Annotated in this window: 9 protein-coding genes; 8 read left to right on the top strand and 1 reads right to left on the bottom strand. The window is 64.0% G+C overall.

The genetic code is table 11. The features are described 5' to 3' along the window. The first annotated feature begins 26 nt into the window (after positions 1-26). The 5 genes from AB4074_RS09350 to AB4074_RS09330 all read left to right on the top strand — a co-directional run bounded on the left by AB4074_RS09350 (position 27) and on the right by AB4074_RS09330 (position 6,964). Complete coding sequence (locus tag AB4074_RS09350; RefSeq protein WP_441413138.1) at positions 27-4,181, top strand: Pls/PosA family non-ribosomal peptide synthetase; 4,155 nt, start codon at positions 27-29, stop codon at positions 4,179-4,181. Between the two features lie 52 nt (positions 4,182-4,233). Next, positions 4,234-4,731 carry an HAD domain-containing protein gene (locus tag AB4074_RS09345; RefSeq protein WP_441413137.1) on the top strand — a complete coding sequence of 166 codons (498 nt, stop codon included), beginning with the start codon at positions 4,234-4,236 and terminating at the stop codon, positions 4,729-4,731. Positions 4,732-4,913: 182 nt separating this feature from the next. Then, entirely contained in the window at positions 4,914-6,113 is a 1,200-nt protein-coding gene (locus AB4074_RS09340; RefSeq protein ID WP_441413136.1) for an anion permease, read from the top strand. Then, positions 6,110-6,331, top strand: coding sequence for a hypothetical protein (locus tag AB4074_RS09335; protein ID WP_234749544.1), 222 nt, complete (start codon positions 6,110-6,112; stop codon positions 6,329-6,331). Before AB4074_RS09340 ends, AB4074_RS09335 begins: the two co-directional genes overlap by 4 nt. Positions 6,332-6,367: 36 nt before the next feature. Further along, a complete protein-coding gene (locus AB4074_RS09330; RefSeq protein WP_441413135.1) occupies positions 6,368-6,964 on the top strand; it encodes a dihydrofolate reductase family protein in 597 nt (198 codons plus the stop codon). On the opposite strand, the gene AB4074_RS09325 is transcribed toward AB4074_RS09330, so the two are convergent. Continuing rightward, positions 6,917-7,384, bottom strand: a complete 468-nt coding sequence (locus AB4074_RS09325) for a hotdog fold thioesterase (protein ID WP_284752751.1) — start codon at positions 7,382-7,384, stop codon at positions 6,917-6,919. The two genes, AB4074_RS09330 and AB4074_RS09325, sit on opposite strands and share 48 nt — an antisense overlap. Before the next feature lie 181 nt (positions 7,385-7,565). Here AB4074_RS09325 and polA point away from each other — a divergent pair, with 181 nt between their 5' ends. The 3 genes from polA (at position 7,566) to AB4074_RS09310 (ending at position 12,572) form a co-directional block, all read left to right on the top strand. After that, complete coding sequence (gene polA / locus AB4074_RS09320) at positions 7,566-10,208, top strand: DNA polymerase I (RefSeq protein WP_441413134.1); 2,643 nt, start codon at positions 7,566-7,568, stop codon at positions 10,206-10,208. A gap of 81 nt (positions 10,209-10,289) precedes the next feature. Further along, on the top strand, positions 10,290-11,594 hold the full coding sequence (locus AB4074_RS09315; RefSeq protein ID WP_441413133.1) for a GNAT family N-acetyltransferase: 1,305 nt from the start codon (positions 10,290-10,292) through the stop codon (positions 11,592-11,594). 45 nt (positions 11,595-11,639) lie between these two features. Next, complete coding sequence (locus AB4074_RS09310; protein WP_441413132.1) at positions 11,640-12,572, top strand: polysaccharide deacetylase family protein; 933 nt, start codon at positions 11,640-11,642, stop codon at positions 12,570-12,572. Positions 12,573-12,669 lie beyond the last annotated feature (97 nt).

Here is a 12,669-nt window from a genome sequence, read left to right as displayed (position 1 = left end):
CACAAGTCCAGGGCAAGGAGGCGAATATGGGGAGGCATGTGGACCCGGGCCGGACCTCCGGCGGAGCGGCCACAAGGCCCCGATCGCTGATCCAGCTCAGGGACGGCGCCCCGGTTCTGGTCGGTGCTGCACCGGCCAATACGGCGCTGGACAACCCGACGCAGGGCACCGCCATTCGGTGGAGCCCCGGCGAGCGGCTTGAGGAGCTCTTCGAGAACCGGTGCGAGCGCCAACGGCTCGAAGGCCACAGCAGTCATCCTGCCGTGGAAACGGCGGACGGTTCGCTCAGCTACGAAGAACTGGACGCCCTGGCCAACCGGCTCGCCCGCTACCTTCTTGCCCGCGGGGTACGCCCGGGCGACAGAATCGCACTGCTGTTCGATGACGCGGTGCGGTCCTATGTCAGCATGCTTGCGGTCCTCAAGGCCCATGGTGTCTACGTGCCCCTCGACCCGGCGTTCCCTTCCGAGAGAATCGCCTACATCGCCAAAGACGCCGACGTCACCATGTTCCTGACGGTCTCCCGCCTCGCGGACAGCCTCCTGCCCGGGACTGCGGACCTTGCGGTTCGCGTGGACTTGGAGGATCGCCGGATTGCCGCATTTGAATCCTCCCGCTTGGCGTGGGCGGGGCAGATGGGCCCGGCCAACGGTCTGGCCTACATCATCTACACTTCGGGATCCACCGGACGGCCCAAGGGAGTGGCCATAGCGCACGCCAGCATCTGCCACTTCGTGCGGATTGCCGCCGAAGCCTATGGCTACGATTCCCGTGACCGGGTCTACCAAGGCATGACCACGGCTTTTGATTTCTCCGTGGAGGAAATCTGGGTGCCTTGGATGGTCGGGGCCACTTTGGTGCCCCGCCCGCCCGGGAACAACCTCCTCGGGTCGGAACTTGCCGAGTTCATCGAGGCCAGGCACATCACCGCCCTTTGCTGCGTGCCGACCCTGCTCGCCACGCTCGACCAAGACCTGCCCGGGCTGCGGTTCCTGCTTGTCTCCGGTGAAGCCTGCCCGGAGGATCTTGTGGAGCGCTGGCACCGGCCCGGCCGGCGCTTCCTGAATGTCTACGGGCCCACCGAAGCGACGGTGACAGCCACGTGGGGCACGGCGGAGCCCGGCAAGCCCGTAACCCTCGGCAAACCGCTGCCCGGCTATTCGGCAGTCATCCTGGATCCCGTCCGGGACCGTGCACTGCCTCACGGCGAGCTGGGCGAAATCGGCCTGGCAGGCGTCGGGCTCGCCCGGGGCTACATCAACCGGCCCGAACTAACAGAAAAGGCATTCATTCCCGATTTCCTGGGCCTGGAGGACAACCCGTCCCATCGTATTTACCGCACAGGTGACCTCGGCCGGTTCAACGACGACGATGAAATCGAGTACCACGGCCGCACCGACACACAGGTGAAGGTCCGGGGCTATCGGATTGAGCTCAGCGAAATCGAAAGCGTCCTTCTGCAGATGCCCGGGATCGCGATGGCTGTTGTGAAGACCTGGGAGCCCGGGCCGGGAATTACGGAACTCGCCGCCTACTTCACGCTGCACCAGAACGCACCCAAGGTGGAAGGAACCGACATCCGCGCCTGGCTGCGCGAACGGCTCCCCGCCTACATGGTGCCGGGCTATTTCCAGCCCCTTCGGACCATGCCAATGATGGTCAGCGGGAAAGTGGACCGCAGCAGGCTGCCACATCCCACCGGGCCACGCGCGGTCAGTACAGACACCGCAGACACCGGGCCGGCGACGCCCACGGAACGGATCCTCGCCCCGGCTTTGGCTGCCGCCCTCCAGCTCACCTCAGTCTCCACCACCGCCAATTTCTTCAACGACCTCGGGGCAAACTCCCTGCTGCTGGCTCATTTCTGCGCCAACGTCCGCAAGGAAGCCAACCCACCCTCAGTCTCGATGCGCGAAATCTATGCACATCCGACCATCGCCGCCTTGGCGGCCGCCCTCGACGCCGAGAACGACGCGGCACTGGCAGGCGCCGGCGCCGGGGGTCGGGAAACTGCGGTAGCGGAATCCTTCCTGCGCGTCGGGACCGGCCAGTACCTGCTGTGCGGGGCCTTGCAGGCGATGGCCGCCCTGGCCTACGCGTACGTGGCGTTGCTCATCCCCGTGGCCGGCGAGCAGTGGATCGGCGGGTCCCGGCAGCCCGGCGACCTCGTGACGCGCTCCGTCGTCGTCGGCACCATTTCGTTCCTGGCCCTGGCGGTCCTACCCGTTGTGCTCAAATGGGCGCTCATCGGCCGGTGGAAGGTCGGGGAGTTCCCTCTCTGGTCCTTGAAGTACGTCCGCTTCTGGTTCGTCAAGACCTTGGTCGCCACAAGCCCTGTCCGAATGTTCGTCGGGACGCCGGTCTTTCCCCTCTACCTCAAAGCGCTGGGGGCCAGGATCGGCCCCCGGGTAACCATCCTCTCCTCAAGGATTCCAGTCTGCCCCGACCTCCTGACGGTAGGGGCGGACACGGTGATCCGAAAGGACTCCACCTTCCACTGCTACCGTGCCCACGCCGGCCGGATCCAAACAGGGCCAGTCACCCTCGGCCGCAACGTCCTGATCGGTGAGCAGACCACACTGGACATAGATACCGCGATGGGCGACGACGCCCAACTGGGGCACAGCTCCTCCTTGCACCGCTTCCAGAGCGTTCCTCCGGGCTCCGCCTGGAATGGCTCACCGGCCCAACCCGCCGGCACCAACTACCGGCTGGACGGACAGGCCATCAGCGGCACGCGCAGCCGGGTCAGCTTTGGTTTCTGGACCGTCGTGAACCATGTGGTGCTCGTGTCATCGCTCGGAATCGGAGCCATTGACATCCTGCTCGCCTCACTTCCCACCGGCGACACAAACCCTCGCCAGTCCCGTTTCTGGCTGGCACTTCTGCTGGTCTCGTTCGTGGTTCTCTTTGGCAGCATCCTGGCCGCCTTCGCCCTCGTCGCCACCCTTCCCAGGGTGCTGGCGCTGTTCCTGGTCCCCGGGAAGGACTATCCGCTCTATGGCCCGCGCTTCGGACTCCTGCGGACCATTCAGCGGCTGACAAACCTCAAGTCACTCCTCCAACTCGCGGGGGACAGTTCCCTGATCGTGCACTACTTGAATGTCTTGGGCTACCACCAGCCGGATATGGTGCAGACGGGATCCAATTTCGGCGTCGGGCTGAAGCACGACAGCCCCACGCTGGCCACGGTCGGCAGCGGGACCATGGTCTCCGACGGTCTATCCATCATCAACGCCGACTATTCAAACACCGCGTTCCGCCTCTCGCCTGCTGTCATTGGGGCCAAGAGCTTCTTCGGCAACAACATCGCCTATCCTGCCGGAGCCAGGGTGGGCGACAACTGCCTCCTGGGCACCAAGACCATGGTGCCTTTGGAAGGTCCGCTCCGTGAGGGGGTGGGCCTCCTGGGCTCTCCACCCTTTGAAATCCCGCGCACAGTGGACCGCGACAGTGCCTTCGACCGGTTCAGGACGGCAGAGGAATTGCGGAGGCGGATCCCGGCAAAGAACCGGCACAACGCTGTGACGCTACTCCTCTACCTGCTGGGCCGCTGGGTCGAGCTCTACGTGATTCTCCTGGCCGCCTGGGCATCGCAGGCTGTCCTCCCCGCGGCAGGAGGCCTCGGAGCCCTGGCCGGGTTGGGAACAATGGTCATCACCACCAACGCCCTGGCAGTCCTCGTGGAGCGGGCATCCCTCGGCTTCGGAAGACTTTCACCGCTCTTCTGCTCCATCTACGAAGTGCCCTTCTGGCGGCATGAGCGCTTCTGGAAGCTCAGCGCCGGGGGCATCGTGCAAATGTTCAACGGCACGCCGTTCAAGCCCGTGATCTGGCGTATGTTGGGGATCCGGATGGGCAAGAAGGTCTTCGACGACGGTTGCGGGATCCCCGAAAGGACCCTCGTCACCATCGGGGACTATTGCACCCTCAATGTCCACTCCGGCGTGCAGTGCCATTCCATGGAGGACGGCGCGTTCAAACTCGACGCCATCACGCTTGGTCCCGGCTGCACCCTTGGAGTGGGCGCATTCGTCCACTATGGAACTACCCTGCACGAAGGTTCCCAGCTCGAAGCCGACTCGTTCCTGATGAAGGGCGAAGACGTCCCCGCCCACAGCATCTTCGGCGGCAATCCCGCACGCGAGCTGACCCGGCAAGCCGTCCCCGGACTGCCCTGACACCAGCGCTTGCCTTACGCTGGCCTTGTTGGCACGTCCGGGAGGGGGCTGCATGACCACCGTGTCGCTGTATCTGGACGTCGACGGCGTGGTGAACCCCTTCGGTCCCATGGGCTTCACCGATTGGGGTACTGAATGGAAAATCGCCGACGCCGGAATCCTTGACGTCGTTTACGCCTCCGAACTGGTTGACGAGCTCAATGAGCTGGCCGCTCATCCCGCAGCGAGGTTTGTTTGGCTGACGACATGGCAGCGGCTCGCGCCCGAGTTCCTGTGCCCGGCCATCGGCCTCCACGGCGAGCATTGGCCCGTCCTGACCAGCGACGGTTGGGACCAGACCGCCGATTGGTGGAAGCTGGACGTTTTGCAAAAGGACGTCCACGAGTCCGGGGCCGAACGCATCGTGTGGATGGACGATCAGCTGAACTATGAAGCCGCGGCCCGGTCCTGGGCCGAGTTCCTCGGCAGCCGTGTGCTTTGGATCTCACCGGACCCGCGGCGGGGCCTGTCACGGAGGGATATCGCGGCTGTTCGGCAATTCCTTGGATGATTCGATGTTTGGCCATGCCGGCAATGGCACGTAAGATTCTTAAGGTTTCACGCCCGCCATAGTTAATTCCGCCACTACGGTCAGATGAACGCCTGCTGAACTGTTTGTTTCAGGCAGGCCCGGGGAAGTGGAACTGCGCATCGTCGACTCTGCAGATTGGGCACAAGGTGGGAATCACCTTCATGGTCGCGCTTGTCATAGCGCTGGCCTTATTTTTTGACTTCACCAACGGGTTCCACGACACAGCGAACGCCATGGCGACCCCGATCGCCACGGGTGCCATCAAGCCCAAGACGGCTGTTGCCTTGGCCGCGGTGCTCAACCTCGTGGGCGCGTTCCTCTCGACCGAAGTCGCAAAGACCATTTCCGGAGGCCTTATCCGTGAGGGCACGGACGGTATCCACATCACGCCGGAGATCATCTTCGCCGGGCTGATGGGGGCCGTCCTGTGGAACATGTTCACGTGGCTCAAGGGGCTGCCCTCCAGTTCTTCGCACGCGCTTTTCGGCGGCCTCATCGGTGCGGCGATTGTCGGCATCGGCTTCCACGCCGTCAACTTCGACACCGTGCTCCAGAAGGTCATTCTTCCGGCCATCTTCTCGCCCCTGCTTGCCGGTGCCGTGGCCTATCTATGCACCAAGCTGGCCTACGCCCTGACGTCCCGGCATGACCCCGAAACCGGCGACAAGCTGACCCAGAAGCGCGGCGGATTCCGTACCGGCCAGATCTTCACCTCGAGCCTTGTCGCGTTGGCACACGGTACCAACGACGCGCAAAAGACCATGGGCATCATCACCCTTGTCCTGATCGCCGCCGGAACCCAGCCTGCCGGCAGCGGCCCGCAGCTCTGGGTCATCGGGGCCTGCGCACTCGCCATCGCCATCGGAACCTACGCCGGCGGCTGGCGCATCATCCGGACCATGGGCTCCGGGCTGACCGACGTCAAGCCGGCGCAGGGCTTCTCGGCGGAAGCCAGCACCGCTTCGGCCATCCTCGCTTCCTCCCACCTCGGCTTCGCGCTGTCCACCACTCAGGTGGCCTCAGGTTCGGTCATCGGCTCGGGACTCGGACGCAAGGGCACCACGGTGCGCTGGGGAACGGTGGGGCGCATCGCCACCGGCTGGCTCTTCACCCTCCCTGCGGCTGCCATCGTGGGCGCCTTGACCGCGTTCCTCATCGGCACCGGCACCGTCGGCGTGGTTATCGCTGCAGTTGTGGGCACCGCCGTCGTCGTCTACATGTTCATTTACTCGAGGAAGTCGCACGTGGGCCACCACAACGCCGTCGAAGTCGAGGAAGCCGGCACCGCGGTCCGCTTCCGCAAAAAGAACGCCAAGAAACAGAGCCTGAGTAAGAGCACGAGTAAGGACACCCTGGCATGAAGTGGTTGGATCTGGTGCAGGTAGCCGGCGCGACCCTTGTGGCGGCGTTGGTCCTGGTAGTGCTGTATTCGCTCGGTGTCCGTCTCACTGCCATCGCGGGCGACGCACGGCAGAAGTCACCGGTCATGGTCCGGTCCCTTGCCTACCTGTGTTTCGCGGCCTGCGGAATCGCCGTGCTTTTCGGGATCTATCTGATTGTTCCTTACTTCTCGAAGTAGCTGTGAACGCCGCTGCCTCATGGGTAGGGTGGGGCCATGGCGGATTTCCAGTACTACGTGGCATCCTCGCTTGACGGGTTCATCGCCACGAAAGAAGACGATCTCGGCTGGCTGCTCCAGTTTGAAGAGGCCGAGGGCGTCACCGAAAGCTACGAAGACTTCATGGCGGGGATCGGCTGCATCGTCATGGGCGGCCAGACCTATCGCTGGCTCATGGAACACGAACCGGGCAAATGGCCCTATCCGGGTGTTCCATGCTGGATCTTCACCCACCGCGAATACGCCGCGCCGCCCGGTGCGGACGTCACGTTCGTGCGTGGCGAGGTTGAGGAATTCGCGCCGGACCTGATTGCGGACGCCGGTGACAAGAACGTGTGGCTGGTGGGCGGTGGAAACCTGGTGGCCCAGTTCGCCAAGGCCGGACTGCTCGACGAGATGATTGTCACCCTGATCCCCGTCGCCTTGGGTTCCGGTAAGCGCTTGCTGCCTGTCGAGAGCCCGACGGCGCCGCTCGAGTTGAGCTCGACCCGCACCCTTGGTGGCGCGGCAGTCGAGCTGCGCTACAGATTCCCCGCGCGTGCCGGGTCAGCGGGCCCTGTTCTCCCGGATCATGTTGGTAATCCGGGCAGTTGACAACCGTCGGCCGTGTTCGTCGGTCATGACGATTTCGTGGGTGGCGAGCGTGCCGCCCAAGTGGATGGCTGTGCATGTGCCGGTGACGAGGCCGCTTGCTATGGAGCGATGGTGGGTCGCGCCCACCTCGATTCCCACCACGTGGCGTCCGGCTCCCGCATGCAGGGCCGCCGCGAAGGAGCCCAAGGTTTCGGCGAGGACAACATGGGCTCCGCCGTGGAGGATGCCGGCAACCTGGGTATTGCCCTCCACCGGCATGGTGGCGACGGTCCGTTCGGGGCCCAGTTCAAGGAACTTGATGCCCATCTTGGCCACGAGCGAGCCCACGCCATAGCGGGAAAGCCAACCGTGCAACTCCTGCGGAACGCCGGCCGCATTGAGTTCGTCAGTGAACGGGCCCGGCGTGAAATTGTCCATCATGGCAACTAGGCTGGCACCTGTGAGCGAAACAACCAAACCGGACTCAGTTCCAACGGCAACGTCAACGCCAACGGCAAGCGCAGTTTCAACTGCCACCGCAACGGCACCAGACCCTTCAACTACCATTGCGGGCACGGCGGCAGGTGGCCGACCGCGGCTCTTGGTCCTTGATGGCCACTCCATGGCGTTCCGGGCATTCTATGCTCTGCCGGCAGAGAACTTCGCCACATCCTCGGGCCAGCACACCAACGCCGTGCATGGCTTCACCTCGATGTTAATCAACCTCATCAAGGACCAAAAGCCCACCCACGTTGCAGTGGCCTTCGATGTCTCGGACGACACGACGTTCCGCAAGGCGGAGTACAGCGAATACAAGGGCGGCCGCAACGAGACTCCACCGGAATTCCGCGGGCAGATCGATCTCATCGATCAAGTCATGGAAGCGTGGGGCATCAAGACCATCAAGATGCCAGGGTACGAGGCTGACGACATCCTCGCCACCCTCGCGGCGCAGGGCGATGCCGCGGGCTTCGAAGTCCTCTTGGTATCGGGGGACCGTGACGCTTTCCAGCTCATCACGGACAACGTTTTCGTGCTTTACCCGAAACAGGGCGTTTCAAACATTCCGCGCATGGATGCGGCGGCCATCGAAGAGAAGTACTTCGTTCCGCCGTCCCGCTACTCCGATCTCGCCGCTTTGGTGGGTGAGTCCGCCGACAACCTCGCCGGCGTTCCCGGCGTCGGCCCCAAGACCGCAGCCAAGTGGATCAACCTTTACGGCGGCCTGGAAGGGATCCTGGAGAACCTGGATTCCATCGGCGGCAAGGTAGGCGGAGCCCTCCGGGAAAACATCGACGCCGTGAAGCGCAACCGCCGCCTCAACCGACTCCTGCACGACCTCCAACTCCCCGTGACACTCGCCGACCTCGAGGAACCGCGCCCGAACCGCCAGGAGGTCGAGACTCTGTTCGACACCCTCGAATTCAGGACGCTCCGCACCCGGCTGTTCGCACTCTACGGCGACGACACCGCCGGCGCGGCTCCCGAAACCATCGACGCGCCCGACTACAAGATCCTGGACAACGCCGCCGCCCTGGAGGAGTTCTTCGCCGCCGGTGCGGGGAGCCGTGCCGCCGTCGCCGTGCAGTTGGTCCCGGGTCGGATCGGCGACGACGCCGATGCCCTCGCGATCGTGCGCGCCAATGGGGCCGCCTACATCGAGCTGTCGTCCTTGGACGCCGCGGCCGATGCCGTCTTGGCCAAGTGGCTTCAAGACCCCGAAGAGGCCAAGGTCATGCACGAGTTCAAGGATGCCTTGAAGGCCTTGAACCACCGTGGGCTTGGCCTGGAAGGCATAGTGGACGACACTGCCATTTCGGGCTACCTGATCCAGCCGGACCGCCGCAGCTACGAGCTCGCCGAGCTTGCCCAGCACCACTTGCGGATCACCGTCGCGGCTGCGGTGGCACCAACCGGCCAGCTGGAACTCGAACTCGGCGATGGGCCGGACGGTGCCGCGGCCAGCGCGCTCGTCCAGCAGGCCGCCGTAGTGCACGCACTGAGTAAGCACTTCGAAAGCGAGCTCGCCGAGCGCAAGGCCGAGGCGCTCCTGACCACCTTGGAGCTGCCGGTCGCACGGGTCCTGGCCCAGATGGAACTTTCGGGCATTGCCATCTCCATGGAGCGCCTGAACGAACAGCTCGCGGACCTCGCCAAGGTGATCGACAACGCCCAGGAGCAGGCATTTGCCGCCATTGGCCACGAGGTCAATCTCGGATCGCCCAAGCAGCTGCAAACGGTCCTCTTCGAAGAGCTTGGCCTGCCCAAAACCAAGAAGATCAAGTCCGGCTACACAACGGACGCCGCCTCGCTGAAGGCCCTCCTGGAGAAGACCGGCCACGAGTTCCTGGTGCAGCTCATGGCCCACCGCGAATCCTCCAAGCTGGCCCAAATGCTGGAGACCCTCAAGAAATCTGTGGCCGAGGATGGCCGCATCCACACCACGTACGCGCAGAACGTCGCGGCGACTGGGCGTATTTCCTCGAACAATCCCAATCTGCAGAACATCCCGGTGCGCAGTGAGGAAGGCCGGCGCGTCCGCGGGATCTTCGTCGTCAGTGAGGGCTACGAATGCCTGCTGTCTGCCGACTACTCGCAGATCGAAATGCGTATCATGGCGCATCTGTCCGGCGATGCGGGACTCATCCAGGCGTACAAGGAGGGCGAGGACCTGCACCGCTATGTCGGCTCGCACATCTTCAACGTGGCGCCGGAAGAGGTCACCAGTGCCATGCGCTCAAAGGTCAAGGCCATGTCGTATGGATTGGCCTACGGACTGACCTCGTTCGGCCTGTCCAAGCAACTGGAAATCTCGGTCGACGAAGCCAGGACCCTCATGAAGGACTACTTCGACCGCTTCGGCGCCGTGCGCGACTATCTGCGCGGCGTGGTGGAGCAGGCCCGGATCGACGGCTACACCTCCACGATCGAAGGCCGCCGCCGCTATCTTCCGGACCTGACCAGCACGGACCGCCAGCATCGGGAGATCGCCGAACGCATTGCGCTGAACTCGCCGATCCAGGGTTCGGCGGCGGACCTTATGAAGCGGGCCATGCTCGGCGTTTCGGCCGAGCTGACCAGCCAGGGGCTGAAGTCCCGCATGCTGCTGCAGGTCCATGACGAACTCGTGCTCGAGGTTGCCCACGGCGAACGCGAAGCTGTCGAAAAGCTCGTCACCGAACAAATGGGGACGGCGGCCCAACTCACGGTGCCGCTGGACGTGCAGCTCGGAGTCGGCTCCAGCTGGTATGACGCCGGGCACTAGGAAACGCGCTGTGTAGACGCAGGCAAGGGGCACGCCGCCTATATGGTGGCGTGCCCCATGCTGTCTGGCTAGGCTCGGGACGTGGCTGATCCCAAGGAAACAAACGAAAAATACAACGTCAAGCGCTTTCGTTCCGTCGACAAGGAGAACCCGGACTACGGACAAGCACGTGATTGGCTCCGGGCCGTTGGCTTCGGATTCCATGACGAGCAACGAAGCGATGAGCTCATCGACCAGATTCTGGCGATGTACCAAGCGGACAACCGGGAGCTGACGGGCGTTTACGTCAACGACGAACCACCGTTGCACGCGCTCAACCCGGGATTTCCGGTGGCTACCTTTGGAACGCTGGAAAACAAGCTGAATGTTGGCTTCGGCCAGGAACTGCGCACGCGCCAGATCACGGCTGTCACTGTCCGCGGAACGCACCGGCGCCATGGCATCCTGCGGGGGATGATGACCGCCGATCTCGCCGATGCCAAGGACGATGGCTTCGCCATGGCCGCCCTGACCGCGTCCGAGGCATCCATCTACGGCCGCTTTGGATTTGGCGTCGCAACCTTCGAGCGAAGCATCAAGGTGGACACCGGTGCGAAGTTCCGGATCCGTCACGAGCCCGTTGGCCGGGTGGAGATCGCAGATCCAAGAGTCCTTCTCGAACTCGCGCCGGAGGTATTCGAACGGCTTCACCACCGTACGCCTGGGTCCATTGTGAGGCAGGACTCCTACCGCCATCACGTGTCCGGGGCCATGAAGCGTGACGGCACTGAAGACAAAGCCATCAAATGCGCGCTCCACTACGGACCGGACACAGCCATTGACGGCTACGTGTCCTACAAGTTCGCCGGCTGGGACACGAAGCCATACACGGTGGAAATCGTGGACCTCGTCGCCGCGACGGACTCCGCGTACCTGGAACTGTGGCAATTCCTGGGCAGCATCGATCTCGTCGATCAGGTCTCCTGGCCTGAGGCTCCCGTTGAAGACCCCCTCGCGTGGGCACTCGTGGACGGGCGCTGCGTCACGTCTTCGGACTATCGCGACATGTTGTGGTTGCGTGTCCTGGACGTCCCTGCAGCCTTGTCAGCCCGCCGTTACGGCGCCGACGGACGGTTGGTGCTCGGAGTCCGGGACGCGCTCGGTTTTGCCGACGGTACGTGGGAATTGACGTCCGACGGCGGCGCCGTCACGGTCAAGGAGGCTGATGGCGGGAGCCCGGACCTGAGCATGGATGTCACCGATTTGGGGTCTGTCTATTTGGGTGCCGTCAATCCTGTAATCTTGGCTTCGGCTGGCCGGATCCGCGAGCACACGCCAGGGGCGGCATTGGCCGCCCAGCACATGTTCGCCGTCGAACGTCCAGCCCATTGCCTGACGCACTTCTAGGCGCATCTCCACACGCACGCACGATCTACAACAGAAGAGGATTCCATGGGGGAATTCCAGCCGGGGGGCCACTCCTCTGGCCCATCAGGGCTGCCGGGCCGGCGGTCCTTGCTGGCGGCCGCCGCCGGACTTGCGATGACCGGCCTGGCCGCCTGTGCCCAACAACCGGCAACCGCCCCCGCGCCACGTCCCGCAACGGTTTCAACGCCGCTCGCGGAAGAGGTGGGCCAGCGTCCGGTCGTGCCCGAGACCCGGCCGGCACCGCCGTCGAGGTCCCAGGCTGTGGCGGAATTCTCCGGGCGCAAGCCCGTCGAATGGGGGCTTGCAGTCGCTGGCGTGGTATCGAAAACCGCGTCCACTCATGCGGTCTTGACGTTTGATGCTTGCGGTGGCCCCCAAGGCTCGGACTGCGATCAACGCTTGCTCAAGACCTTGCGCAAGCTGAGCGTTCCCGCCACTCTGTTCGTCAATGGCCGTTGGATCAAGGCCAACCCCGGGCTGGCGGCCGAGCTCGCGGCCGATCCCTTGTTCGAGCTCGGCAACCACGGTTACCGGCACCAGCCCCTATCGGTCAACGGGCGCTCGGCGTACGGCATCCCGGGCACCGCCAATGCCGGCGAAGTGTATGACGAAATCATGGGCAACCAGGAGGTCATGGAGCGGCTCTGCGGCAAAGCCGCCCGCTTTTTCAGGGCGGGGACCGCCTACTATGACGACGTCGCGGCGGCGATCACCAATGCCCTCGGACTGGTCCCCGTGAGCTTCACCGTGAACGGCGACGGCGGCGCGACCTTCCCGGCCCCGACGGTCGCGGGCGAAGTGGGGAAAATTGCTGGAGGACACGGCGCCGGCCAGATTGTGATCTCGCATTTCAACCAGCCCGCCGGTGGCACCGCAGAGGGATATGCCCGCGCCCTTCCAGGCTTGCTGGACCGTGGCGTGACGTTCGCGCGGCTTGGTGACACGCTGCCGCTTTGACCCTTCTTGAGGCAAACGACTAGAATGAACGGGCGCATACTACGTGCGCGCAAATTTACAATCCACAATTCAGGATGACCCGGCGTTTTGCCGTGTC

The organism is Arthrobacter sp. 2MCAF14, assembly GCF_052115645.1.
GTDB lineage: Bacteria > Actinomycetota > Actinomycetes > Actinomycetales > Micrococcaceae > Arthrobacter.
Note: the sequence above shows the minus strand (reverse complement) of the source record. Positions and strands in the feature narration are given on the sequence as shown.